Source organism: Chitinophaga niabensis, assembly GCF_039545795.1.
Classification (GTDB): Bacteria; Bacteroidota; Bacteroidia; order Chitinophagales; family Chitinophagaceae; genus Chitinophaga; species Chitinophaga niabensis_B.
This window is the reverse complement of record NZ_CP154260.1, coordinates 6,528,812-6,554,662: the sequence shown is the minus strand read 5'-3', so window position 1 is coordinate 6,554,662 and position 25,851 is coordinate 6,528,812. Positions and strand designations below refer to the sequence as shown.

26 protein-coding genes are annotated in these 25,851 nt (G+C 44.9%); 10 read left to right on the top strand and 16 right to left on the bottom strand.

Features of this window, described 5'->3' with window-relative positions:
* Nucleotides 1–59: 59 nt before the first annotated feature.
* The gene (gene mfd, locus AAHN97_RS26375) at nt 60–3,431 is read right to left on the bottom strand and encodes a transcription-repair coupling factor (protein WP_343305069.1); all 3,372 of its coding nucleotides are present in this window, start codon (nt 3,429–3,431) and stop codon (nt 60–62) included.
* 129 nt (nt 3,432–3,560) lie between these two features.
* On the opposite strand from mfd, the gene AAHN97_RS26370 reads away from it, so the two are divergent.
* Nucleotides 3,561–4,277: a ferredoxin--NADP reductase gene (locus tag AAHN97_RS26370; protein ID WP_343305068.1), complete on the top strand. Its 717-nt coding sequence runs from the start codon at nt 3,561–3,563 to the stop codon at nt 4,275–4,277.
* Here AAHN97_RS26370 and AAHN97_RS26365 read toward each other — a convergent pair.
* The 4 genes from AAHN97_RS26365 to dtd all read right to left on the bottom strand — a co-directional run bounded on the left by AAHN97_RS26365 (nt 4,274) and on the right by dtd (nt 7,034).
* Nucleotides 4,274–4,681 (bottom strand): hypothetical protein, encoded by a 408-nt coding sequence (locus AAHN97_RS26365; protein WP_343305067.1) that lies wholly within the window; start codon nt 4,679–4,681, stop codon nt 4,274–4,276. The genes AAHN97_RS26370 and AAHN97_RS26365 overlap by 4 nt on opposite strands.
* A gap of 72 nt (nt 4,682–4,753) precedes the next feature.
* Nucleotides 4,754–6,184: a glycine--tRNA ligase gene (locus AAHN97_RS26360; protein ID WP_343305066.1), complete on the bottom strand. Its 1,431-nt coding sequence runs from the start codon at nt 6,182–6,184 to the stop codon at nt 4,754–4,756.
* 69 nt (nt 6,185–6,253) lie between these two features.
* Nucleotides 6,254–6,580, bottom strand: coding sequence for a nucleotide pyrophosphohydrolase (locus AAHN97_RS26355; RefSeq protein ID WP_343305065.1), 327 nt, complete (start codon nt 6,578–6,580; stop codon nt 6,254–6,256).
* 1 nt (nt 6,581) lies between these two features.
* Complete coding sequence (dtd, locus tag AAHN97_RS26350; protein ID WP_343305064.1) at nt 6,582–7,034, bottom strand: D-aminoacyl-tRNA deacylase; 453 nt, start codon at nt 7,032–7,034, stop codon at nt 6,582–6,584.
* Between the two features lie 50 nt (nt 7,035–7,084).
* Here dtd and arfB point away from each other — a divergent pair, with 50 nt between their 5' ends.
* Complete coding sequence (arfB, locus tag AAHN97_RS26345; protein WP_343305063.1) at nt 7,085–7,486, top strand: alternative ribosome rescue aminoacyl-tRNA hydrolase ArfB; 402 nt, start codon at nt 7,085–7,087, stop codon at nt 7,484–7,486.
* A 33-nt stretch (nt 7,487–7,519) separates the two neighbouring features.
* On the top strand, nt 7,520–9,007 hold the full coding sequence (locus AAHN97_RS26340) for a lipopolysaccharide biosynthesis protein (protein ID WP_343305062.1): 1,488 nt from the start codon (nt 7,520–7,522) through the stop codon (nt 9,005–9,007).
* On the opposite strand, the gene AAHN97_RS26335 is transcribed toward AAHN97_RS26340, so the two are convergent.
* Entirely contained in the window at nt 8,990–9,652 is a 663-nt protein-coding gene (locus AAHN97_RS26335; RefSeq protein ID WP_343305061.1) for an MBL fold metallo-hydrolase, read from the bottom strand. The two genes, AAHN97_RS26340 and AAHN97_RS26335, sit on opposite strands and share 18 nt — an antisense overlap.
* Nucleotides 9,653–9,709: 57 nt before the next feature.
* On the opposite strand from AAHN97_RS26335, the gene AAHN97_RS26330 reads away from it, so the two are divergent.
* Nucleotides 9,710–13,072, top strand: a complete 3,363-nt coding sequence (locus AAHN97_RS26330; RefSeq protein ID WP_343305060.1) for a hypothetical protein — start codon at nt 9,710–9,712, stop codon at nt 13,070–13,072.
* A gap of 50 nt (nt 13,073–13,122) precedes the next feature.
* Here the strand turns inward: AAHN97_RS26330 and AAHN97_RS26325 are convergent, their stop codons facing one another.
* From AAHN97_RS26325 to AAHN97_RS26315, 3 genes are read right to left on the bottom strand one after another with little or no spacing between them, the layout of a single operon-like run.
* Nucleotides 13,123–13,473, bottom strand: coding sequence for a diacylglycerol kinase family protein (locus AAHN97_RS26325; protein ID WP_343305059.1), 351 nt, complete (start codon nt 13,471–13,473; stop codon nt 13,123–13,125).
* A gap of 3 nt (nt 13,474–13,476) precedes the next feature.
* Nucleotides 13,477–13,773, bottom strand: coding sequence for a winged helix-turn-helix domain-containing protein (locus tag AAHN97_RS26320; RefSeq protein ID WP_074241239.1), 297 nt, complete (start codon nt 13,771–13,773; stop codon nt 13,477–13,479).
* 30 nt (nt 13,774–13,803) lie between these two features.
* Nucleotides 13,804–14,436: a hypothetical protein gene (locus tag AAHN97_RS26315; RefSeq protein WP_343305058.1), complete on the bottom strand. Its 633-nt coding sequence runs from the start codon at nt 14,434–14,436 to the stop codon at nt 13,804–13,806.
* Between the two features lie 207 nt (nt 14,437–14,643).
* Between AAHN97_RS26315 and AAHN97_RS26310 the strand changes: the two genes are divergently transcribed.
* Nucleotides 14,644–17,151: a DUF5686 family protein gene (locus tag AAHN97_RS26310; RefSeq protein WP_343305057.1), complete on the top strand. Its 2,508-nt coding sequence runs from the start codon at nt 14,644–14,646 to the stop codon at nt 17,149–17,151.
* A gap of 98 nt (nt 17,152–17,249) precedes the next feature.
* Here AAHN97_RS26310 and AAHN97_RS26305 read toward each other — a convergent pair whose 3' ends face one another.
* From AAHN97_RS26305 to AAHN97_RS26285, 5 genes are all read right to left on the bottom strand, one after another.
* On the bottom strand, nt 17,250–17,684 hold the full coding sequence (locus tag AAHN97_RS26305) for a helix-turn-helix domain-containing protein (protein WP_343305056.1): 435 nt from the start codon (nt 17,682–17,684) through the stop codon (nt 17,250–17,252).
* 191 nt (nt 17,685–17,875) lie between these two features.
* Nucleotides 17,876–18,256, bottom strand: a complete 381-nt coding sequence (locus AAHN97_RS26300; protein WP_343305055.1) for a VanZ family protein — start codon at nt 18,254–18,256, stop codon at nt 17,876–17,878.
* A 35-nt stretch (nt 18,257–18,291) separates the two neighbouring features.
* Nucleotides 18,292–18,672 carry a glycine cleavage system protein GcvH gene (gene gcvH, locus AAHN97_RS26295; RefSeq protein WP_343305054.1) on the bottom strand — a complete coding sequence of 127 codons (381 nt, stop codon included), beginning with the start codon at nt 18,670–18,672 and terminating at the stop codon, nt 18,292–18,294.
* 87 nt (nt 18,673–18,759) lie between these two features.
* Nucleotides 18,760–19,422 (bottom strand): peptidylprolyl isomerase, encoded by a 663-nt coding sequence (locus AAHN97_RS26290; RefSeq protein WP_343305053.1) that lies wholly within the window; start codon nt 19,420–19,422, stop codon nt 18,760–18,762.
* Nucleotides 19,423–19,431: 9 nt separating this feature from the next.
* Nucleotides 19,432–19,764: a hypothetical protein gene (locus tag AAHN97_RS26285; protein ID WP_343305052.1), complete on the bottom strand. Its 333-nt coding sequence runs from the start codon at nt 19,762–19,764 to the stop codon at nt 19,432–19,434.
* A gap of 270 nt (nt 19,765–20,034) precedes the next feature.
* Between AAHN97_RS26285 and AAHN97_RS26280 the strand changes: the two genes are divergently transcribed.
* From AAHN97_RS26280 to rsgA, 5 genes are read left to right on the top strand one after another with little or no spacing between them, the layout of a single operon-like run.
* Nucleotides 20,035–21,036 carry an AAA family ATPase gene (locus AAHN97_RS26280; protein ID WP_430516957.1) on the top strand — a complete coding sequence of 334 codons (1,002 nt, stop codon included), beginning with the start codon at nt 20,035–20,037 and terminating at the stop codon, nt 21,034–21,036.
* Nucleotides 21,037–21,062: 26 nt separating this feature from the next.
* A complete protein-coding gene (locus tag AAHN97_RS26275) occupies nt 21,063–21,935 on the top strand; it encodes a DUF58 domain-containing protein (protein WP_343305051.1) in 873 nt (290 codons plus the stop codon).
* A gap of 20 nt (nt 21,936–21,955) precedes the next feature.
* A complete protein-coding gene (locus AAHN97_RS26270; protein WP_343305050.1) occupies nt 21,956–22,957 on the top strand; it encodes a hypothetical protein in 1,002 nt (333 codons plus the stop codon).
* A 9-nt stretch (nt 22,958–22,966) separates the two neighbouring features.
* The gene (locus AAHN97_RS26265; protein ID WP_343305049.1) at nt 22,967–23,977 is read left to right on the top strand and encodes a vWA domain-containing protein; all 1,011 of its coding nucleotides are present in this window, start codon (nt 22,967–22,969) and stop codon (nt 23,975–23,977) included.
* An 18-nt stretch (nt 23,978–23,995) separates the two neighbouring features.
* Complete coding sequence (gene rsgA / locus AAHN97_RS26260) at nt 23,996–24,925, top strand: ribosome small subunit-dependent GTPase A (RefSeq protein WP_343305048.1); 930 nt, start codon at nt 23,996–23,998, stop codon at nt 24,923–24,925.
* Here the strand turns inward: rsgA and AAHN97_RS26255 are convergent.
* Nucleotides 24,922–25,089, bottom strand: a complete 168-nt coding sequence (locus AAHN97_RS26255) for a hypothetical protein (protein ID WP_343305047.1) — start codon at nt 25,087–25,089, stop codon at nt 24,922–24,924. The two genes, rsgA and AAHN97_RS26255, sit on opposite strands and share 4 nt — an antisense overlap.
* Nucleotides 25,090–25,297: 208 nt before the next feature.
* The gene (locus AAHN97_RS26250) at nt 25,298–25,819 is read right to left on the bottom strand and encodes a gamma carbonic anhydrase family protein (protein ID WP_343305046.1); all 522 of its coding nucleotides are present in this window, start codon (nt 25,817–25,819) and stop codon (nt 25,298–25,300) included.
* Between the last annotated feature and the right edge of the window lie 32 nt (nt 25,820–25,851).

Sequence of the window (25,851 nt, the reverse complement as noted above, 5' to 3'; positions counted from 1 at the left end):
AGGTAATGTGCGTGTAACGTACAACTCACGCATTTGTTACAATGATAATGCCAATCGGGTTAGTTACGGGCGTCACTCATTTTTTTGAGGAAGCTGTACAGATCATCCATGGTTTTGATCCGGTCTACTACTAACATAAAGTTCTTCCCTACCTGCTTCAGTTTTGCATTGTTGGTGCGCGTTTGTATATAAGACAGGATATGCTGGAAAGTGGGGGATTCGAAATACGGGCTATCCGGGTTATTAATAAAATAACAACGTAATTTTTCTTCTTTGAGGATCATCTTTTCAAAACCTAAGGCTATCGCTTCCCAACGACAACGGATAGTAGTGAACAGATCTTTTACAGGTGCAGGAACAGGACCAAAACGGTCTTCCATACCTGCTTCGAATTCTACGAGTTTACTTTCAATTGGTATATTATCAAGTTCCTGGTAAAGGTTCAGCCGCTCCTGTATACTTTCTATATATGAATCGGGAATTAGTATCTCCAGGTCTGTATCTATTGTACAGTCATTGATGAAATCTTTCTTTTCTTCGAGTTGTTCCTTGAAGAGGTCTTTGAAGTCGGTTTGCTTTAGTTCGCGGATGGCTTCATCGAGGATCTTGGTGTACATGTCGAATCCGATCTCTGAGATGAAACCGCTTTGTTCTCCGCCTAATAGGTTACCGGCTCCCCTGATGTCCAGATCGCGCATGGCTATCTGGAAACCACTGCCTAATTCACTGTGTTGCTCCAGTGTTTGCAGGCGTTTGCGGCTATCGGATGGTAAGGTGCTCATAGGAGGTGCCAGCAGGTAACAGAACGCCTTCTTGTTACTTCTTCCCACACGGCCACGCAGCTGATGCAGATCACTTAAGCCAAAGTGATTGGCACTGTTGATGATAATGGTGTTGGCATTGGAGATGTCCACACCGCTTTCTACGATATTAGTGCATACCAGTACATCATACTTCCGGTCGATGAAATCCATGATCACCTGTTCCAGTTGATGGCCTTCCATCTGGCCGTGGGCAGTGGCAATGGAAAGATCGGGACACAGTTCCTGGATCAGGCCTGCCATTTCACGCAAGCCGTTCACACGATTGTGAATGAAATATACCTGGCCGCCGCGTTCTGTTTCGTAATAGATAGCATCGCGGATGAGGTCTTTATCAAATACATGCACTTCTGTTTCAATGGGCTGGCGGTTAGGCGGCGGCGTATTGATCACAGAAAGATCACGGGCGCCCATCAGGGAGAACTGTAATGTTCTCGGGATAGGCGTTGCAGTGAGGGTAAGTGTATCTACGTTTACTTTGAGCGTTTTGAGCTTCTCTTTTGCTGTTACACCAAACTTCTGTTCTTCATCCACTACCATTACACCGAGGTCTTTGAACTTCACTTCTTTTCCTAACAGGGCATGTGTACCGATAATGATATCGATCTTACCTTCTGCAAGTCTTTGCAGTGTTTCCTTTTTCTCTTTGGCGGATTTAAAACGGTTGATATAATCTACGGTGCAGGGGAAATCTTTTAACCGTTCAGAGAATGTTTTGTAGTGCTGGAAAGCGAGGATAGTAGTGGGTACCAGTACGGCTGCCTGTTTACCATCCACTACTGTTTTGAAAGCGGCCCGAACAGCCACCTCTGTTTTACCAAAGCCCACGTCTCCACACACTAATCTATCCATCGGCGATGGCGATTCCATATCCCGCTTTACATCTGATACGGCTTTGCTTTGATCTGGTGTATCCTCATATATGAAAGAGGATTCCAGTTCTGTTTGCAGGTAGGTATCCGGCGTATGCGAAAATCCCTGTTGGGCTTTACGCGCGGCATATAGTTTAATGAGGTCTTTCGCAATATCTTTTACCTGCGTTTTGGCTTTCTCTTTCAGCTTATCCCAGGCATCGCTGCCGAGTTTATTCACTTTTGGAGAAACACCTTCTTTGCCGGTGTATTTGCTGATCTTGTGCAGGGAGTTAATGTTCACATACAAGAGATCGTTGTTCTTGTATATGATGCGGATGGCTTCCTGCATCTTTCCATTCACTTCTATCTTCTGTAATCCGCTGTATACGCCCACGCCATGATCAATGTGTGTTACGTAATCACCGGAGGATAACTCGCGCAGTGTTTTGAGGGTGATGGCTTTGTTCTTATTGTAAGCCTGTTTCACCTTGTATTTGTGATAACGCTGGAAGATCTGATGGTCTGTATAACACACCACTTTCAGATCGTTATCTATAAAGCCGTTGCTGATAGCAGCGGGAATGGGATAGAAACTGAAATCCGCTTTCAGGTCTTCAAAGATGCTGCGTAAGCGTTCCAGCTGGCGCGGGTTTTCTGCAAAGATGAAGAGGGCGGATTTAGCGGCATTATGTTTAGCCAGGTCTTTGATCAGCAGATCAAACTGGCGGTTGAATACAGGTTGTTCTGTGGTGCTGAAAGCAATTGACTGCACAGCGGCAGGTACTTTCTCAAAATTGAAATGAGGGCCGAATACTATACAGGAACGTTTTAACAACTGTTCCATGATCTCATTTCCTTTTACAAAATCGTCTTCCCCTAACAGCAGTTCTTCTTCTTCTCCCACTTTTACTTTCTGGCCGGTCTGCAACCAATCCTCCAAACGTTGTTCCATCTGGTTGATCACACCATGTACGTAAGCAGGATCTTTGATCCATACTACGGTATTTTTCGGCAGGAATTCCGGCAGGCCCATTTTGGTATGGGTAACTGCGCGTGTATCCATGTTGGCGATCAGCGTTACCTGGTTCAGTTTTCTTTCACTGAGCTGGGTTTCAGGATCAAACAGGCGGATGGAATCTACTTCTTCCCCAAACAGCTCAAAACGATAGGGTTTTTCATTCCCGAAAGAATAGATATCCAGGATCCCTCCTCTTACTGCATACTGGCCAGGGCCGTATACAAAATCGGAATGTTCAAAACCCCAGGCTACCAGTTTTTGCAGGAGCTCATCCACTTTAAGTATTTCGCCAACCTTCACATGGATCATGTTGGCATTGTAGGCTGTGTTACCGGCTACTTTCTCAAAGAGTGCTTCCGGGTAGGTAACGAGGATCTTTTTATGTACATGGTTGCCCGTTAGTTTCATCAGCGCCTCTGTACGAAGCATACTATGGCTGCTGTTGAATTCCTGGAACTGGCCTGTTTTTTTGAAAGAATCGGGGAAGTAGAAAAGGTCCAGCGCCTGTGTGAGCTGTTCCAGATCGTTATGAAAATAGGCGGCTTCTTCTTTGTCGTTAAGAATGAACAGGTGGTTGACATCAGCGCTGTTCCATATGGTAGCACCTACAAAAGCAGGCGCGCTACCGGAAAGACCTGTGAGGTGAAAATATCCCGGGCCAGGCAATAGGACTCCGGCCGCCAGTGATTTCAGGCGGGAATCTCGCTCGTACAACTGTAAAACTCCCTGCAAATTCATGAAGATGGCAAAGATAAGGCTTTTTGCCTTGCGGGAGGCAGGCCGGCTTATTTCATATATTGTCGTTTTTTATGTAAATTGATTGAACTGATAAGGAAGCAACGAACATTTTACATAAATCCTATATACATGCCCGAAAAATGGTTCACCGGCGTGGTAACAAAGATTGTGGAAGAGACTTACAATACAAAAAGGTTCTGGATCCGCGTTCCCGATAGAAGTTCTTTTGATTTTAAACCTGGTCAGTTTGTAACCCTCGACCTGCCGATCCACGAAAAAATGAACAAGCGCTGGCGAAGCTATTCCATTGCATCCCATCCTAACGGGACGAATGAAATAGAACTGGTGATCGTACTGCTGGAAGGAGGCCCTGGTTCCACTTATCTTTGCACACAGGTAAAGGAAGGCACGGAACTGACCATGCGTGGCCCTCTCGGTGTTTTCACCCTACCGGAAGTATTGGAAAAAGACCTCTTTTTTATCTGCACAGGAACGGGCATTGCGCCTTTCCGCTCTATGACACATCATTTGCATAATCATGGCATTGCACATCCCAACATCTATCTCATTTCAGGCTCCCGTTACGAAAAAGATCTTTTGTATAAGGAAGAAATGTTGAAGTTACATGCAGAGATGCCGGGTTTTCAATACATCCCCACTTTATCCAGGGAAGACTGGAGTGGCAGAAAGGGATATGTACATGCGGTGTATGAAGAATTGCTGGCAGATAAAAGGCCGGCGAATTTTTTCCTCTGCGGATGGAAGGCCATGATCGATGAAGCAAAACAAAAGATCGTAGCCATGGGGTACGACCGGCATGATATCCATCTTGAGTTATATGGCTAGTGAATATCTGTTACCACCGGTGCACTCTCGTAAGCATTCTTTTCATACATGGTTAGTTTACTATACCCGTTCAGTTTGTTGAAAGTATAGATGGCCCTGATGTGCATCAGTGCATCTTTATCCATGCCATACATGGCGGTTAAAGGATTTTTGGGGAAAACCGCGTTTTCCTTTTTATCAAAGATCACAATGAAATGGAAAAAGCCGCTTTTGAAACTATCCTTTTTCTCTTTACAGAATTGCTGCAAAGTGGCTGGATTGATAGAATCGTTGTAAGCGAATAAGAGCATTTCATTATTTTCTTCCTGTTTGGTTTCCACATACTGATAAGGATAGTTATTAACGGGTTGAGGTTGTCCGCAGCTGAAAACAGCTGTTAAAGCTAAAAGGAGTCTAAGGTTCATTTAATAGGGTCTTAAGTTTGTCTCCCCCTAAAATATAAAAAAAGGCCGGATGATTATCCGGCCTTTTGAAATTTATTCGAGGATCTTTTTCATTACCATTTCTTTTACGCTGGTAAGCGGTATCCTTTCCTGTTCCATACTGTCTCTGTAGCGGACAGTGACTGTGCCATCTTCTTTCGTTTGATGATCAATGGTTACACAGAAAGGTGTACCGATCGCATCCTGGCGGCGGTAACGTTTTCCGATGCTATCCTTTTCTTCGTAATAGCAATAGAAACTCTTTTTGCAGTCTGCCATTAATTCCTTGGCCAGCTCTGGTAAACCATCTTTCTTCGTAAGTGGGAATACAGCCAGTTTGATAGGTGCCAGCTTAGCGGGGAACTTCAATACCACACGGCTATCTGGTTTCTCCGGCGTGCCGAGGTCCTGCTCTTCATATGCTTCACTTAATACCATCAGGCAGCAACGGTCTAACCCGATAGAAGTTTCAATTACATAAGGAATGTAATTCTGGTTGATCTCTGTATCGAAGTATTGCATCTTCTTACCAGAGTACTGCTGATGTTGTTTCAGGTCGTGGTCTGTGCGGGAGTGGATACCTTCCACTTCTTTAAACCCGATCGGGAAATCGTATTCAATATCCACGGCTGCTTTGGCATAGAATGCCAGTTTTGCGTGATCGTGGTATTGCAGTCTTGCAGGATCAAGGCCCAGGCTCTTGTGCCATTTCATGCGTTCTTCTTTCCAGTAAGCATACCATTCATCTTCAGTGCCAGGGCGAATAAAGAACTGCATTTCCATTTGTTCGAATTCGCGCATGCGGAATACGAACTGACGGGCTACGATCTCATTACGGAAAGCCTTACCTACCTGCGCAATACCAAAAGGAATTTTCATCCGGCCGGTTTTCTGCACGTTGAGGAAGTTCACAAAAATACCCTGTGCTGTTTCGGGGCGCAGGTAGATCTCATTGGCATCTTCCGCAACACTCCCCATTTGCGTGGAGAACATCAGGTTGAATTCCCTTACGTCCGTCCAGTTAACGGTGCCGCTTACAGCACATTTGATCTTATTATCTTCTATCAGTTTTTTCAAACCGGGGTAATCGTTTCCTTTCAGCAGATCTTCCATTTGCTGGATCAGTGCTGTTTTTTCTGCTTCGGGCAGGGTATCTGCATATCCTTCTATAAGGTGATCTACACGATAACGTTTTTTGCTATCCTTGTTATCGATCATAGGATCGCTGAAATTATCCACGTGGCCGGAGGCTTTCCAGATAGTGGGGTGCATGAAGATCGCAGAATCGATCCCCACAATATTTTCGTGCATTTGCGTCATGCTCTTCCACCAATAATCCCGTACGTTCTTCTTGAGTTCCGCACCATACTGGCCATAATCATATACTGCACTCAATCCATCGTATATTTCACTGGACTGAAAAATAAAACCGTATTCTTTACAATGCGAAATGATCGCCTGGAACTTGTTCTGATCTGTTGCCATAGTCGCGCAAAGATAAATTTGAAAATTGAAACAACGTATTGAATTAATATCGAAACTGTAATTTGTTAATTACTTGAGTTTTTCATTGTCTTTATGCCGGTTTGCATCCCGGATGTTCTTCTTCTCGAAATTCTTTTCGAGGGCGGCGGTAAGGTCTACTCCGGTTTGATTGGCCAGGCAAACCAGTACCCATAAAACATCTGCGAGCTCATCTCCCAGGTCCTTATTTTTATCGGATTCTTTAAAGGACTGGTCGCCATATTTTCGGGAGATCAGCCGGGCTACCTCTCCCACTTCTTCTGTGAGTATAGCCATATTCGTTAGTTCAGAGAAGTACCGTACCCCGGTGGTTTTGATCCACTGGTCTACACGTTCCTGGGTTTCTTTGATGGTCATATTATTCCCTGTTTTTTGTATCTATTATAATGGTAACGGGGCCATCGTTGAGGAGGGCTACTTTCATATCTGCTCCAAACTCCCCGGTACCGATGGTTTTTCCCAGATCCTGTTCCAGCCGGGCCTTCATTTTTTCATATAAAGGTATAGCCGTGTCCGGCTTACTGGCTTTCAGGTAAGAGGGGCGGTTCCCTTTTTTGGTGGAGGCATGGAGGGTGAACTGGCTCACGAGAATCAGTTTTCCCCCTGTTTCCAGCAGGCTTTTGTTCATAACCCCGGCTTCGTCATTAAAGATCCGCAGGTTAACGATCTTATTACTGAGCCAGGTGATATCTTCTTCCCCGTCCGCATCCTCTATCCCTACCAAAACCAACAAACCTCCGTCTATGGCTGACTTCACTGCTCCATTGATGGTAACACTGGCATTTGTAACTCTTTGGATCACTGCTTTCATAATATCGCCGGATTCGGTTTACTTTTGTGTTTAAAGATAAGAAATGCTTTATGCTGGATGTAGCATCGGAAATTAAATTTAAGACCGCCCGTAGTGGTGGCAGTGGCGGACAGAATGTGAACAAGGTGGAAACCATGGTGGAAGGCTATTTTAATATTGCGGAGTCTGCCATTTTAACCGAAGAGCAGAAAACACGGATCCTTTCCAAACTGGGCAGCAAGCTGAATGCCGAGGGGCTTTTACAGGTGAAGAGCCAAACCGAACGCAGTCAGCTGGGCAATAAGGGAGAGGTGATCAAAAAGATGAACCATCTTTTGCAACAGGCGCTTATCGTTCCAAAGAAACGCATCAAGGTGAAACCTACAAAGGCGATGATAGAAAAGCGGATCCAATTGAAAAAACGGTTGAGCGATAAAAAGAACAACCGCCGGAATAACTTTGGAAACGAGTAAGTCAACAGCTATTTTTGAATCAAATTCAGCGCATTGGGAAATATTAAAAAACTGGCGGGACAAACGATTTGGTACGGTTTACCTACTATCACCAGCAGATTCCTCAGCTTCTTCACCTCCATACTTTTTACCGGCTTCCTGGTGCCCTATGATTTTGGGCAGATGTCCCTGGTATACCAGGTGATCCCTTTCCTGAATGTTATTTTCACTTACGGGCTGGAGACCAGTTATTTCCGGTTTGCCCAAACTACGGATAAATCAAGGCTGTATAATACCCTCTGTGTTTCCATGCTGGTGAGTACTTCTGTATTCACATTTTTTTTGTTAGCGGCTGCCACTCCTATCGCGGACCTGTTGAAGCTGCCCGGCCATGCTGATTTCATTTATTATACGGCTATTATCATTTTCCTGGACACCCTTTCCACTTTACCTTTTGCCCGTTTAAGGCAGGAGGGCAGGCCCCGGAAATATGCTTTCATCAAACTGATGAACGTGGTTTCCAACCTCGTTTTTTCCATGTTCTTCCTGATGATCTGCCCCATGTTGCAAAAAGGCAACCCGGACTGGATGAGTTGGTATGATCCGCTCTACGGGGTAGGTTATATATTGATCGCCAACTTACTGGCCTCTCTGCTTACCCTGGTACTTTTATCGGCGGAGATAAAGGTCATCCAGTGGTCTTTTGACAAAACGCTTTGGAAGGAGGTGATGCGTTACAGCCTCCCCCTGGTGATCGTTGGGTTTGGCGGAATGATCAATGAGCTGATGAGCCGGCTTTCTTTTACTTATTTATTACCCGGGGCGCAGTTTGACGTGCAGGGTATTTTTTCTGCGAATTACAAGCTGGCGCTGCTGATCGTTATTTTCATCCAGGCATTTAAAATGGCGGCGGAACCTTTCTTTTTTAACATGAGTAAAAATGAGGATGCCCGGCTTACCTATGCGCGGATCATGAAATTCTTTGTGATGGTTTGTGGTGCGGTATTCCTGGGGGTTGCACTTTTCCTGGATATCTGGAAATTACTGATCACTACCAAAGATGCCTCCTATGCAGATGCCCTGGATATTGTACCTATTATTACCATGGGCACGGTGTTCCTCGGAATTTATTATAACCTCACCATCTGGTATAAGCTCACCAATCAGAACATGATCGGCGCCTATATTACTGTGGCCGGGGCTGTGATCACCATTGTACTCAACATCTGGCTGATCCCCCGGTTCGTTTACATGGGCGCAGCCTGGACAACCCTGATCTGTTATGCTTTTATGATGGTTACTTCCTATCTGTTCGGGCAGAAATATTATCCTGTTCCCTACCCGGTAGGCAAGATCCTTTCCTACCTGGGGCTGGCAACCGTTATTTTCCTGGCACATCATTACCTCCGTTCCCAGCATCCGGGTATGCTTTTACTGCATGCGGCCGGGCTTGTGGGTTTAGGTATATATGGCGCCGTTATCCTTTATATGGAAAGGGCAGAATTTGGCAGCCTGCTTTCCCGCCTACGCAAAACGCGTTGAGGGATCTTCCGGCACAAAAGGATTATGTTTCTTCTCAAAACCTATAGTGGTGGAAGGGCCATGGCCCGGATAAACAACCGTTTCATCCGGTAGTTTGTATAATTTCTCACGGATGCTGCTGGTGAGTACTTCTAAATTACCGCCTGGGAAATCGGATCGACCAATACTCTGTTTAAATAACACATCTCCGGCAATCACAAAACCCTGTTTGGCGCAATAGAAAGAAATGCTGCCAGGGGAATGGCCGGGGGTAAGGATCACTTCCAGTTCATCTTCTCCCAGGATCACTTTGTCCCCCTCTTCCAGGTAAGATGCCGGCATGGGGGATGGCTCAAAGGGAATGTTATACATCAACCCTGACTGGCTGGCGCGATCCAGCACCACCTGGTCTTTCTGGTGAATTTCCAGCCCTACATTAAAGGTTTTGGCCACCAGCTGGTTGCTGAAAATATGATCAAAATGGCAGTGGGTATTCAGCAGGCGGGCAACGTTCAGGCCGTTATCCCGTATAAACTGAAGGAATTCATCGCGTTCATTTTGATAATAATAGCCCGGGTCTATAATGATACAGTCCTTTTTGTCGTTTATAAGAACGTACGAGTTTTCCTGTAAGGGATTCACCGTGAAATATTTGATTTCAAACATTGTTGACCGATTTTTGCTAATTTTAATTCAGAACACAATATTATCAATACTTTCCGTATGAACCGATTTATTACCAGGTCATTCTTATTCTTCACTATCCTATTGATTGGCACGTTTCACGTTAAGGCTCAGACTAATACGGTGGAGTTTGGTCAGAACCGGGTTCAGTTCAAGAACTTCAAATGGCGGTATTATACGACCCGGCATTTCAACACCTATTTTTCACAAAATGGGCTTGAACTGGGAAAGTATGTGGCACAGGCTGCTGAAAAAGAATTACCCAGCCTGGAGGAATTTATGGAATATACTTTCCGCCAGAAAGTGAATATTGTAGTGTACAATAACTTCGGGGAATTCAAGCAGTCCAATATAGGTATAGGGATAGAATGGCAGAATACGGGAGGGGTCACCAAACTGGTGGGCAATAAGCTCCTGGTATATTTTGACGGGAACCATGAAAATCTGCGCCGCCAGATCCGCCAGGGTATTGCCCGGGTGATGCTGGAAACTTTGCTGTTCGGAGAGGATATCGGCGAGTTTGCCGGAAATGCGGTATTGATAGATTTCCCGAACTGGTTCACGGATGGTTTCATTGCCTATGCGGCAGAAAACTGGAACCCTCAGCTGGATGAAGAATTAAAAGCAGTATTCGCTTCCAATAAATACTCTTCCTTTAATAAACTGGCGTACGATAAACCCTTGCTGGCCGGCCAGGCTTTCTGGTATTATGTGGAAAGCAAGTACGGAAAAGATGCAGTGCCTTACCTGATGTACATCACCCGGATCAACCGTGGCCTGAAGAAAGGTTTTGAGCAGGTGCTGCACATGACCCCTAAAAAGGCCATGAAGGATTTCATGATATACACCACAAAACGTTACCAGGAAGATAACCGCAAACGCCGTCAGTATACCCGTGGAACAGGTGTTATCTCTAATGAGATCGGCAAATCCAATTTCTACCGTTACCAGGCTAATCCTAAAAACAGCATGTATGCGGTGATCGAATACCGCAAAGGATTGTACAAAGTGGAGATCAACCTGGGTTATAATACTTCAAAAGTATTGCTGAAAAGCGGGGTAAGACAATTATCCTCTAAACTGGACCCTAACTATCCTTTGCTGGCCTGGAACCAGAAAGGTAACAGACTGGCCATTATCTATGAGCATGAAGGCAAAACCAAACTCATGGTATATGACCTGATCACCAAAATAAAGATCTACCAGGACCTTCCGCAGTTTGACCGGGTAATAGACTTTAAATACTTCTTTGAATTTGATAACTCCCTCTTGCTTTCTGCGGTGAAAAATGGCCATACGGACATTTTCACGTACAGTATCACCAATGGCAAGGTAGAACAGATCACCAACGATGTGTATGATGACCTGGACCCTTCATTTGTTGCTTTCCCCGGCAAGAGCGGTATCATTTATTCTTCTAACAGACCTTCTCCAAAGGCCCGTGGCGGAGATACCGTATTACCACACAACCGTTACAATATCTTTTTGATCGACAACTGGAACAAGTCTTCCGAAAAGCAGGTATCTCAATTAACAGACCTTCCTTATGGTAATGCACGCCTTCCGGTACAATATAATGGTACCCACTTCACATTCGTAACAGATGCGAATGGTATCAATAACCGTTACGCCGGTTTCTTTAAAACAGAAAGGGCCGGTGTGGATTCCCTCTTCTTTGTAGGAGCCGAAATACTGCACAACCCTGATAAGGAAGAACTGGATTCTGCACTGGCAGAATATGGTTCTACTGCGCCGGATTCTGTTCAGGCCATTACGATCACTAACGATTCCACTTACGTGTTCCCGGTTACCAACTATCAACATGGCATCAAGGAATCACGTATTGCAGGCGACCAGGGCATGGTTTCTGAAGTAGTGCAGATTGGTGATTACAAACGCCTGTACAAACTGAAAGTGGATACGAATACTTTGCGCAGAAGGAATGTGAATGCAAGACCTACGCGTTTCCGTTCTGCACAGATGCATGCGGACAGTCTGAAGTTGGGCCTGCCCAGCGTGTATAATCAAAAGGATACTTCAGCGGCCAAACAAAACGATTTCTTCCAGAATGAATTTGGCAATGAGCCGAAAGATACTACCAGCCAGCAAACCGTTGATGCACGTGCTGCCAGGGATGAACCACCTGTACTGAAACTGGCGAGACTGAGCAATTACAAGCTCAAGTTCTCTTCTGACTATTTAGTGGCGCAGATAGATAACTCTGTGCTCATGAGTAAGTACCAGGCATTTGGTGGTAAACCGATGTCGCCGATCCGGTTAACAGACCCAATTAACGGGTTGATCCGTATAGGAGTGAGTGACCTGATGGAAGATTACAAATTCAGTGGTGCCTTCCGTATCCCGCTGGGATTGGATGGTACGGAATATATGTTCTCCATGTCCTACCTGAAAAAACGGTTCGACTATAAGTTCACTTATTACCGTAAGGTAGATAAGGGAGACCTGGTGTCTGAGCAAGTGGCCTACCCGGTGAAGAACAAAACCAATATCTACCAGGGAGAGGTGAAATATCCTTTTGATGTGGTGCGCAGCCTTCGTTTGCAAGCGGGTATCAGAAGAGATGAGCTGGTGGTACTGGCAAACGATATCCCTTCCCTGAACCAGAAATCTTTTGTTCAAACTTACGCACTGGGCCGTTTGGAATATGTGCACGATAATACGCTGAACCCTGCTATCAATATTTATAAAGGTACCCGTTACAAGATCTACGGAGACCTGATGGCACAGATGTCCAGCAACCGGAATACTTTATTCGGGCAGGTAACGCCAAAAGGTAAACTGACCTATAACATGGGTATCGATGCACGGCACTATGAGCAGATCCTGCGTAACTTTATCTGGGCTACCCGTTTCTCTGCAGACCTCTCCTGGGGTAGCAGCAAGCTGGTGTACTTCCTGGGTGGGGTAGATAACTGGACGTTCACACCGGACATTCATAAGAACACGCCGATGACGAATGATAATTATGCATACCAAACCCTGGCGGTTAACATGCGTGGTTACAAACAGAATATCAAAAACGGTAACAATGTAATGTTGCTGAATACGGAATTACGTTTACCGGTATTCACCACTTTCATTGACAAACCGATCAACTCTGCATTCCTTCGCAACTTCCAGCTGACCACTTTCCTGGATATTGGTACTGCCTGGAACCAGAAGCTGAGCTTCAAGGATGCCAACTATACTACGTACACCAGTAACGATGGTCTTATTGTGAAGATCAAAGAAGGGTTCCTGGGGCCATTTGTAGGTGGTTATGGATTTGGTGCGAGAACTACATTGCTGGGTTATTTTGTGAAAGCAGATGCGGGCTGGCCAATGACTGGTTTCTTCCGCGGTAAACCACTGCTCTATATTTCAATGGGTGTAGATTTCTAATCTTAATGCTATAATTGAAAAAGGCTGTCTCCATCTGAGACAGCCTTTTTTTATACTATTTTCGGAACAAAGATCAATGCACCTGTTATGGCAGCGGCCAGTGCAGCTATGAGTACTGCCCCGGCTGCAATATCCTTGATCCTTTTCACACCGGAATGTTGTTCCGGTGTAATATGGTCCATGATCTTTTCGATGGAAGTATTGAGCATTTCTGTTAACCAAACCATGGCCATTACAATGATGAGTATGGCCCATTCTGTAAGGCTGCAATGGAACCATACCCCTGCTATGATCACCACAATCGTAGCCACAAAATGGATGCGGCCGTTAGGTTCACTGCGGAGGAAGGATCTGATGCCGTTAAAGGCATGCCGGAAACTTTGCAGGCGTTTGGAAAACATAAACTAAGAACTGAATTTGATCATTGCTTCCAGTGCGGCAAGATGCCCTTTGAAGGCTTTTTCGCCTGCTTTGGTAATGGAATAGGTAGTATTGGTTTTTCTGCCGATGAATCCTTTGTGTACTTTGATATAAACATTTTCTTCTAAAGTGGCCAGATGGGAAGCCAGGTTGCCGTCTGTTACTTCCAGCATTTGTTTGAGGTCATTAAAGCTGACCTCTTCATTTACCATAAGCACGCTCATCACCCCCAGGCGAATGCGGCTTTCAAATATTTTATTCAGGTTACCGATCGGATTCATGACCATACTTTTTAGGGGATCAGGCGTTCATTATTCTGCCGCCACACGTTCATACTTCCACCACATCAGGGCACCATAAATAATGTGCATCACTCCGAAACCCAGCGCCCAGAATAACAGCCCGTGGTAAAGATTGAACAGTGCCAGGGTGCCGAGCAGGATCTCTGCATATCCCAAGTACCGTATATCCGTTACCGTGTATTTGCTGGCATTTACCAGTCCGAGGCCGTAAAACACAAGACAGCTGGGCGCTATCAGTGCCAGTTGATTATTATATAACAACCCAAATATAAACAATCCCCCTGCAGCGAGTGGGATCATGAGGTTAATAAATACTTTGCGGGCCACGGCATCCCAAACGGGAAGGCCCGACCTTTGTGCTTTTCTCCAGGTGAAATAAAATCCTGCACCTAAGGCAGCTACCAATACCGCTGCGGCAATCATGAGCAGGCGTATCACCAATAAAGATTCTCCTCCCCTGGCCACGGCATCGTAGCTGCTACTGCCACGAGCTTCAAGAATATTCCAGGCAAAATATGCTCCCACCAGGGCGCTGATACCAGCTCCTATACCTCCAAGGCCGCTGAGGGACATGAAGCGGGTGGATCGCTCCATGATACGTTTGATGTCTGTGAGTGTTTCGAGATGTTGTTGCTCGTTCATAAGAAAAGCACTTTGTCCAATAAAGTTAAACGAATATTGGAGAATTTACGTTTAAAGTTTGTTATGTTATTAATGGTATAGGGGTGAGAGGAAGGAAGGGCCGTCTAATTAGATGTGCTCTTTTATCATAAATATTTGTTATAAAAGTGTCGCTTTTACCCGTGCCTTAACGTATTTACTGTGAATTTTATCTAATTTGCTGCCTGTATGACCGGCTGGAAACGAACCATAGCTTTAGTTATTTGCATCATCAGCTTCTTACCCCTTAACGCTCAGTTCAAGATTAGTGGCATCGTTAAGGACGCGCATACCGAGGAACTGATCCCGTTTGCAACCTTACAGTTTGTTGGCACCAATACCGGCATGGTGACTGATGCGGAAGGTCATTTCGTGTTTGAGCTGCCCGCTATTCCTTCTGATTCATTACTGGTGAGGGTAATGGGCTATCGCAGAACGGTGCTTTTTGTAGATAAAACTTTAAAAGACCAAACCCTCAATTTTGAGATCAGCCGTTCAGATGTTTCCCTTAAAACATACGAGATAAAAGCCAATGTGAATTTTGCGCTGGTGTTGCTGCGTCATATTATCCGCAAAAAACCGGAGAACAATTACGACCGGCTGGAGAGTTATAAGTATGAGATATACAATAAACTGGAACTGGACCTCAAGAACCTGAACACGGTGAAACTATCCAGGAACCGTTTTACCAAACCGTTCTCTTTTATTCTCAAGAATATAGACAGTACTACAGAAAACCAGCCTTTCCTGCCCGTTTTTCTGACAGAAAGTATTTCTGATTACTATTACCAGAAAAGCCCCAAGCGAACGAAAGAAGTGATCAAGGGCAGCCGCACCTCCGGTATAGATAATGAAAGTGTAACGAAGTTCCTGGGTGGCATGTACCAGAATATCAATGTGTATGATAACTATATCCCTGTATTTGATAAGAACTTTGTAAGCCCTATTGCCAATAACGGTACTTTATTCTACAACTATCGTATTACAGATACACAATACATCAGTAATCACCGCTTCATTAAACTGAATTTTGAACCCCGTCGTAAAGGAGAGAATGTTTTTATCGGGGAAGTATGGGTGCAGGATTCAACTTATGCCGTACAGAAAATGAGTTTATCTGTCCCCGGCGATGCAAATATCAACTTCGTAAGAAAGATCAGCCTGGTGCAGGAATACAAACAATTCCCGGATAGCAGCGGATGGTTCCTGGCTAAAGATAAATTCATTGTAGACTTCTGGACACCCAGTCCCAAGCCAACTAAAACCCTTGATTTCATTGGCCGCAAAACCACTTCTTATAACAATGTGATTGTGAATGATACGGCGGCTACGAATATCTTCACAGAGAAACGTTATCCGCAGAACATTGTGGTAACGGACAGCGCCAACCAACGTCCGGATTCTTTCTGGGCCAATAACCGGCACGACCGCCTCAGTAAAAATGAACAGGCTATCTATAACATGGTGGATACTTTGGAGAAGATGCCCCTGTTCCAGAAATATTCCAACACCATCCGCTTCCTGGCTACAGGTTATAAACCTTTCGGGCCTTTAGAATGGGGGCCTTATTTCTACCTGTTCTCGCAGAATAAACAGGAAGGTTTCCGCCTCCGGCTGGACCTGGGGACCACGCCTAAGTTTAATAAAGACCTCTACCTGAATGGTTACCTGGCCTATGGTTTCGGAGACGACAGGTTTAAAGGCAAACTCTCTGCACTCTGGTTGCTGCAACGCCATCCGCGTATGTATGTATACGGTTCCTTTGTGCGCGATATTGATAATGGCGCTACTTACTATGATGAAGTGGGAACGGATAATATCTTTACGCTGGCTATCCGCAAACCAAATGTACCGCAGAAGTTTATGCTGATAGATGAAAAGCGGGCGGAGTTCTTTAAAGAATATTACTCCGGTTTCTCTCATCATTTTTCCATTGTGCATAAACAGTTCATTCCTTATGCGCCCCTGCCTTCCGGCAGCTTCTTCCACAGCAATGGAGAAGGGCTTGACCCTTTAACCAATATGGAAGTCGCGGTTAAACTACGCTATGCTTTCCGGGAAGAATTCCTAGAAGGGAATTATTACCGTTACAGCTTAGGCAGTAAATACCCTATTGTAGAATTCAAATATGCCATGGGTGTTAAAGGTATTTTGAAGAGCAATTATCACTACCACAAAACATCTCTTACCATTTCAGATTATGTAAAGCTCCCACCTTTCGGCAGCCTGTATTATAACTTCTTTGGTGGTAAGATCTTTGGCTCCGCAATGCCTTATCCATTGCTGGAAATACATCCGGGTAACGAGATCTACTATTATAACAAGTATGCCTTCAACATGATGAACCGGTTTGAATTCATTAGTGATCAATATGCCGGTTTCAACCTGGAGCATACGCTGGGCAGTGGTTTATTCAACTATATTCCACTGGTGCGCAAATTAAAGCTGCGCCAGTTCTGGACGGCTAAAGGTATTATCGGCAAACTCTCTGAGTCTAACAAGAACCTGAACCTTAACGCGGGTTATCCTTTTAAAACACTTCAAAGCCATCCTTATGTTGAAGTGGGTACCGGCGTAGAAAATATCCTCAAATTCATCCGGATAGATTTTGTGTGGCGCCTAGCACCGAAGCCACTACCGGATGAACCTTATGAAAAAAGGTTTGGCATCTTCGGTAGTTTCCGGCTTCAGTTCTAGCTTGGGTAGCAAAGGAATTAAAGGTTAACTGCAATGGACGAACGCATTGTTTCTATGCCTACTTTGATGAATCTTTTAACAAACAATGGATGCATGAGTTATGCTGAACTTAAACGTTGCTGATGCATCTCCAGCTGCATTTCCATCAGGCGGTGAATAGCTGCCGTATTTTCCTGTACCTGCTGCCTGAGGACATCACTTATTTCTTTCAAAATGCTTAATGCAGCATGTAAGATCTCCTTATCTTTTCTGAAGTAATGCAGTACTGCGAGCAGGTTGATATCACTGAATGCATCGCTTTGTTTTTTCTTATTGGCCAGGAAGACGTCTCTTTCTGTAAAACCAAATAATTCAAATACATGTACTTTGAGGATATCCGCTATTTCCTTTAAGCGATCAATGGTGAGCCGCTTCACATCATTACGTTCTATATTTCCATATGCCGTTACACCGATGTTCAGTTTTGATGCCATGTATTCCTGCGTAACATTTCTTTCTTCTCTTAATCTTCTGATGATAGATCCAGCATTCATGGGTTAACAATCATTTCTTGAAAATAAAATTAGGGGAAAGGAAAATCGCTGCCAAATGATATGGCCTCATTCGGAGAAAGTGTTTGTTTCAGTTCACAAAAGTTCTCTCATTCCGATATTCGGAACGTCATTATAACAAAAATGCACTCATTTTGAGTGCATCGAAATCATTAAGGGGGAGTTAAGCGTAATTATTTGAGGAATCTTTTCCCGATCCAGCGGAAGATCAAGGCACCCATTGCTGCGCCTGTACCATCAGCCAAAACATCCATCATATCAAAACTCCTGTTCGCTACAAGGTATTTTTGAATGAATTCTATTGCCAGGCCGTATAAGGTAACAACCAGTACGAGGCTTAAAAGCCCCAGGTCACTAAGGCCGTTATTCTGTTTGTAGTAACCATAGGCCAGTAAGATCACGGTTCCGCCAAACAGTACAAAGTGTACTACTTTGTCTATGTGCAGTTTGTCCAGGATCGAGATCTTTGGAATAGATGATCCGGGCAGGGTGCATAAAAAAAGAATGAGAACGATCCAACCCATTGCTGGTAAATAATAAAGGATCGTTCTCATGCTAAATTTATTATTAGTATTCAGTTCGTTCATGCTTATTCTCCGATCAGTGCCTGGTAAGCATCTGCGGTTAACAATCCGTCCACATCAGCAGCATTACTTACTTCGATGGTTACCATCCAGCCTTCGCCATATGGATCAGTGTTCACCAGTTCAGGGCTGTTTTCCAGTCTTGGGTTTACGGCACCTACGGTACCGGCAACAGGCAGGAACAGATCAGACACTGTTTTTACCGCTTCCACGGTACCAAATATTTCTTCAGCACCCAGTGTTTTACCAGTTGTGGTGATGTCCACAAACACGATATCACCCAGTTCACGCTGAGCAAATTCAGTAATACCCACTTTAGCAGTGTTTCCTTCTAACAAAACCCATTCGTGGTCTTTTGTGTAACGCAGTTGTGACGGAAAATTCATGTCAAGTTTGATTTTGAGCCGTAAAAATAAAGATTGTGGGGTGAATTATAAAAACTTCTTCCCCCCGAATATGTTAAAATTCAATGATTAAAAGAACAAGAACTTCTTTTTCAGCCTGATCTTCATCCGTACATCCTGTAAAGGGCGATTGTTCTTATCTGTCTTCACCATGGCAATGCTGTCTACCACATTCAGTCCTTCGATCACTTCTCCGAAGATGGTGTAATTCTGGTCCAGATGTGGCGTTCCGCCTATCTGTTTATAGACTTCCCGTTGGTCTACCGGTAATTTCCGGCCCCCCAGGCGGGTTTGTTCCAAAGTATCCAGTTGCCCTTCTGTGAATTTCTTGCCTTGTACAATGTAAAACTGGCAGCCATCGGAAGCTTTTGTGGGATTATTATCCCGGGCAGCGGCCAATACTCCCTTTTTATGAAAGAGGTCCAGCTGAAATTCTGCCGGCACGGTGTATCCTACTCCTCCATTCCCTAATTCCGTGCCGGGTTTGGCGTTTTTGGAATCGGGGTCTCCGCCCTGGATCATAAAGTTGTGGATCACCCGGTGGAACAACAGGCTGTCGTAAAAATGCTTTTTTACGAGTTTGATGAAATTGTTGCGGTGCAGTGGTGTTTGGTCATACAACCTGATCACCATGGTACCGTATTCCGTGGTCACTTTCACTTTACGGTTACGCTGGGCATTCACAGAGATACAGAACAATAAGAAGAAAGACAGTAGTAGTGCTCTATGCATAAGGATGGTTTATTCTTCAAAGTAAGCGATTATATGCTCCTTCAGGAACCTTTCCTGCTCTTCCATACCCATTTTGGGGACGGGTTGTACTTCTTTAAAATGAGGCCAGCCATCTCTGTCGCGGCCTTCCGGTTCAAAATATCCGCTTTGGCTCAGCAGGGAACAAACAGCTATGTGCATGAGATCCTGCTTCTGTTCTTTGGTGAACTTCTTTTTAGGGCTGTTGAGTTCCTGTATACCTATCAGTAAAAGGGTGGCCTCCATATTCGGCGTTTTGCCAAATCGTTCTGTGAGCATATCTTCCACCTTTTTCCACCTTATATTGAAATCATCCTGATCCATTTCTTTATTTTTTTAACGGTTCCGGCTGCTAATCAAGCATATGGCATATAGATTGCAGACCGGTAACGAACAGCAAATGTACGGTTTACATAAAAAATTGATGTAAATATCGCTGCCCTTTATTAAATTGGATTTTTTTTTAAACCATATCTGTCTACCGGGGAAGCTGTTCAGGGTCGTTATTTAACAGCACTTTAACTGCGGATTCCCGCCATGGCAGGATGTTTAAGGAAGGGAATCAGTATTTTAGCAACCTCGAAATGTAAATACATGGAAAATACATCGTACGATATTCGTCAACTCAACGAAAAGATCCATCAGGCCAGTTCTTTTGTTGATATCCTGAATATGGAGATCAACAAAGTGATCGTAGGGCAGAAGTATATGGTTGAACGTCTTATGATCGGATTGCTCGCACAGGGGCATGTGCTCCTGGAAGGGGTACCCGGTTTGGCTAAGACCTTATCCATCAAATCTTTATCTTCTGCCATCAATGCACGTTTTTCACGGATACAGTTCACGCCTGACCTTTTACCGGCAGACGTTGTAGGTACCATGATCTACAATCAGCAACGGAATGAGTTTGTAGTACGCAGGGGGCCCATTTTCGCCAACTTTATCCTGGCGGATGAGATCAACCGTGCCCCGGCAAAAGTGCAAAGTGCCCTGCTGGAGGCAATGCAGGAAAGGCAGGTGACCATCGGAGATACTACTTTTAAACTGGATGAGCCATTCCTGGTACTGGCCACCCAGAACCCGATAGAGCAGGAAGGTACTTATACCTTGCCGGAAGCCCAGGTAGACCGTTTTATGCTGAAGGTAGTGATCGGGTATCCCACTAAAGACGAAGAACGCCACATCATCCGTCAGAACCTGCAACCGGAAGGCCAGGTGAAGATCAATCCTGTGGTAAGTCCGGAAGACATCCTGGAAGCACGCAAACTGGTGCGCCAGGTGTACATGGATGAAAAGATCGAACAATACATCATCGATATAGTGTTTGCCACACGTAATCCGGAAGATTACAAACTGGGCAAACTGAAACCGCTGATCTCTTACGGTGGTTCACCACGTGCCAGCATTAACCTGGCCCTTGCTTCCAAAGCTTATGCCTTTACAAAACGCAGAGGATATGTGATCCCTGAAGATGTACGCAGCATCTGTTTTGATGTAATGCGCCATCGTATTGGTCTTACTTACGAAGCGGAAGCAGAGAACGTAACCAGCGAAAATATCCTGAGCGAGATACTCAACGCAGTTGAAGTGCCATAAGCCGAGAATTAAAACCTGCAACAAACATGGAGACTTCAGAAATACTCAAGAAGGTCCGCCAGCTGGAGATAAAAACCAAAGGCTTAACGAATCATATCTTCGCAGGCGAATACCATAGCGCTTTTAAGGGCAGGGGTATGTCTTTCAGTGAAGTGAGGGATTATCACTTTGGAGATGACGTGCGGTCTATAGACTGGAACGTAACGGCCCGTTTCAATCATCCTTTTGTAAAGGTGTTTGAAGAAGAACGGGAGCTGACGGTAATGCTGCTTGTGGATGTGAGCGAAAGTGAAGCATTCGGCACAGCCCAGCATACCAAACGCAGCCTTGTAACAGAACTCTGTGCAGTACTGGCATTTTCTGCCATCAAGAATAACGATAAGGTAGGGGTGATCTTTTTTAGTGACGGGGTGGAGAAATACATTCCACCTAAAAAAGGTAAATCACATATCCTCTTCATCATCCGCGAACTATTGTCCTTTACACCTAAAAAGAAAGGGACTAATATCGCGGAAACGCTGCGTTTCTTTAATAATGCAAACAAGAAGCGCAGTATTATGTTCCTGCTGAGTGATTTCTTTTCCGGTAATTACCAGGATGCACTGAACATTGCTGCTAAAAGGCATGATGTGGTAGGTGTGCAGGTATATGATCCGCGGGATAAGGAATTGCCTTCCGTAGGTATGATGAAGATGACGGATAGTGAAACCGGCGCCACACAATGGGTAGATTCCAGCGATAAGAATGTGCGGAAATATTATACCCATCAATTCCAGCAGCATGCGCAGTATTGCCGTAACGCATTTATGAAAAGCGGGGCAGACCTGGTCAGTATACGCACGGATGAAGATTATGTAAAAGCACTACAATCATTTTTCCTGAAAAGGGTTAAAGCATAAACTGAGCACTGCCACACCGGATGAAAGTTAATAAGAACATATTCGTGTATACCTTGCTGGGATGCCTGCTTGCAACAACGCAATTGTTTGCGCAGCAGGAGCAATACCAGGATTATTTTAAGGTGAAAGCGATCCCCGATACTACGCAGATCCGTATTGGTGAACCTATCAAATTAGAAGTCACTGCCAAGGTGATGATCTATGCCCTGAAAGGCGCTAATCTGAAAGTAGTGTTCCCTAATCTGCCGGATTCCCTCAATCACATAGAGATCACAGACCGTACGCCGATCGATACTTCCGGTTCCAATGAACAGCAGAAGTTATTCAAACAGATCATTACGATCACGAGTTTTGATTCCGGCCGTTGGGAAATGCCCCCTATGAAATTTGAAGTGTTCTCTGTAACGGATGGCTCTTACGATTCCGTTTTTACAGAACCCTTTTTCATTGATGTAAATACAGTACCGGTAGATACCACCAAAGCATTCAAACCTATCAAAGCATTGCGCTCGGTGGGCTGGAATATACTTGACTACTGGCCTTACCTGCTGGCCTGTTTAGCTTTGAGCGCGGCTATTGTGCTGTATTTTGTATTCTGGCATAAGAAACGCAAACCTGCTGTGGCGGCACCTCCTGCCAAACCAGCCAAAGCTCCTTATCAACTGGCCATGGAGCAGCTGCAATTGCTGGAAAAGGAAAAGCCATGGAACAGCGATGTAAAATTATATTACACACAACTCACGGATATTCTCCGGCAATATTTTGAACAGCAGTTCCATATTGCTGCGCTGGAACAAACCAGTGCAGAGTTGATGCAAAACATTAAACCTGTAACGGTGCTGAACCAGCAACGGGATAAATTACAGAGCATCCTTACGCTGGCTGACCTGGCTAAGTTTGCCAAGTTGCAGCCCTCTCCGCAAGAGCATGAGGATTGCCTCCGTAAAGCGATAGCTGTGGTAGAATGGACAAAACCATCTGCTGTTGCTGCTGAACAACCTGCACCTAACAGCACAAATTAGTAATTGACGATGAACCCGGACATCTGGAAACATATTGAATTTGCTTACCCGGCCTTCTTCTGGCTGCTGCTCCTCATTCCCGTAATGGTATGGTGGCAATTCAGTGCCGGCCGAAAGTTCCAGGGATCTATCCAGGTATCTTCCCTGCAAGGCCTGAAAGGTTTACCTGTATCCTGGAAAGTGCGCTTCCGCCCATTATTGCTGGTATTGCGCGTTCTTGCTTTTGCAGCATTGGTGACTGCACTGGCTCGCCCTCAAACATCCAATACTTCAGAGAATATAGACAGTGAAGGGATAGACATTGTGTTGAGTATAGACATTTCAGGTAGTATGCTGGCAGAGGACCTGCTGCCCAACAGAATGGAAGCGGCCAAAAAAACCGCGATGGATTTTGTGGACAGCAGAATAAGTGACCGCATAGGGCTGGTTATCTTTTCCGGTGAAAGCTTTACCCAGTGCCCCATTACCATGGACCATGCAGTATTGAAACAACAGATCATGACCATCCGCAGCGGTTTGCTGCAGGACGGTACTGCCATAGGAATGGGATTAGCTACAGCGGTAGACCGTTTGCACAGCAGCAAAGTAAAAAGCAAAGTGATCATTCTGCTCACGGATGGTGTGAACAATACCGGTCTTGTAGATCCGCTCACTGCATTGGAGATTGCCAAAGCCTATAAGATCAAAGTATATACGGTGGGTGTAGGAACAATCGGCAAAGCCCCCTCTCCTGCTACGATGCCTGATGGTTCTGTACAGATGCAAATGGTGGATGTGCAGATAGATGAACCACTGATGAAGAAGATTGCTGCTGAAACCGGCGGCCGTTACTTCAGGGCTACAGATAATACTTCCCTCAAAAATATCTACGGAGAGATTGACAAACTGGAACGTACGAAAGTGGAGATCACTTCCTACAAGCGTTACAAGGAATATTTCTTCCCATTGGCCATGATTGCCCTGGCTTGTCTTTTACTGGAAGTGGTGCTGCGGTACACACTCTTCAGGAGACTCCCTTAATTGGCTTATCTTTACGCCGTGCAAGCAACGATCTACAAATCAACGGGCAGCTGGTATGCTGCCAAAACTGAAGCAGGTGACTTCCTTCAGGCCCGTATCAAGGGCATCTTTAAGAAGGATGACGACATCACTTCCACCAATCCTATTGCAGTAGGCGATGAAGTGACGCTCAGCCTGGAACAGGATGAAGAAGCGGCTGCTATGATCACAGGCATCAGTGACCGGAAGAATTATATCGTGCGGGCCTCTCCAAAGGGCAAACACATGAAACATATTGTTGCCGCTAATCTTGATCAGGCGGTATTGGTTTGTACCGTAAAAGAACCCCGTACTTCCCAGGGGTTTATTGATCGTTTTCTTGTAACGGCTGCTGCCTATCATATTCCTGCTGTGCTCATCTTCAACAAAATGGATGTGTATAAGGATAAGGAAATGGAAAAATTCGAACACTGGAAAACAGTGTATGAATCCATGGGCTATAAGGTATTACTCACGGCTGCAGGAGCCGGTGCGGGTATGGAAGAGATCAAAGCCATGCTGCATAATAAAACAAGCCTTATTTCAGGGCATTCCGGTGTGGGAAAATCCACTATCATCAACCGGTTATTGCCAGACCTTAAACTGAAAACAAAAAATGTAAGTGGCTGGAGCGGGAAGGGTTTACATACTACTACTTTCGCGGAGATGTTTGATCTGCCGGATGGCGGAAGATTGATCGATACACCGGGGGTGCGGGAATTTGGGATCGTTGATATTCCAAAAACGGAACTCTCTCAATATTTCCTGGATATGCGGCCATTTCTTCCTAACTGCCAGTTCAATAACTGCCAACACCTGGATGAACCTGCCTGTGCTGTGAAAGAAGCTGTGGAAGCGGGAGAACTGGATATGGAAAGGTACCTCAGCTATGTAGCTATCTGGCACACCATAGAAGATAAATCTTATTAACCTCCTCTGTTGAACAGCCCTTTCTTTTTGGGCGCGTTCATTTCGTCCATCACTTTTTCTGCACCCATATTACGTTTGGGAACTTTACAACCTGTTTTTTGCGTGCGGCATCCTATAGCCAGGATACCTGCTGCCAGCATCAGTAAAAAGCAAAGCCTGCGCATAAACTCCTGTTTAGAATAATTTCATTTGTTTACCGGCCTTTGAATTTTGCTTTGCATTTCCCTTGTTGTAATAAGTACTGCCGGGGCAGCCATATTTCTGAGATGCGCAACTGGTCAGTAGAAAAACCGCCCAAAGCAGGAATAAGCATTTTCTTTTCATAGGGACAGGGTATTATCTTATGCAATATAGTATTTTTTCCTCAAGTGATCACACCTGGTCCCGGAACCAATCCGCATACATGATATAGTTGTTTGCTATCCTGTTAATTTCCCCATGGATCAGTTCCTGGCTGATGGTTTTCACCTTTTTAGCGGGTACGCCGGCATAAATGGTCCCGGGTTCTACCTGTGTTCCTTCCAATACTACGGCACCGGCGGCAATGATGGTATTACTGCCGATATGGGCATTGTCCATCACAATAGCGCCCATGCCGATCAATACATTATCCTCTACAGTGCAGCCATGTACAATGGCATTGTGGCCAATGGACACGTTGTTGCCGATAGTGGTTTTGGTTTTCTCGTAAGTGGCGTGGATCACAGCACCGTCCTGGATATTCACCTTATTGCCCATACGAATGCTGTTCACGTCTCCCCGTACAACGGCATTGAACCAAACGCTGCAATCGTTGCCCATTACCACATCTCCTACGATGGTAGCATTGGGGGCTATAAAACTGTTTTCTCCCATTTTAGGGTATACTCCTTTTACTGGTAATATTACTGGCATGTTACAAATATAGAACTTCACTAACTTCGCGG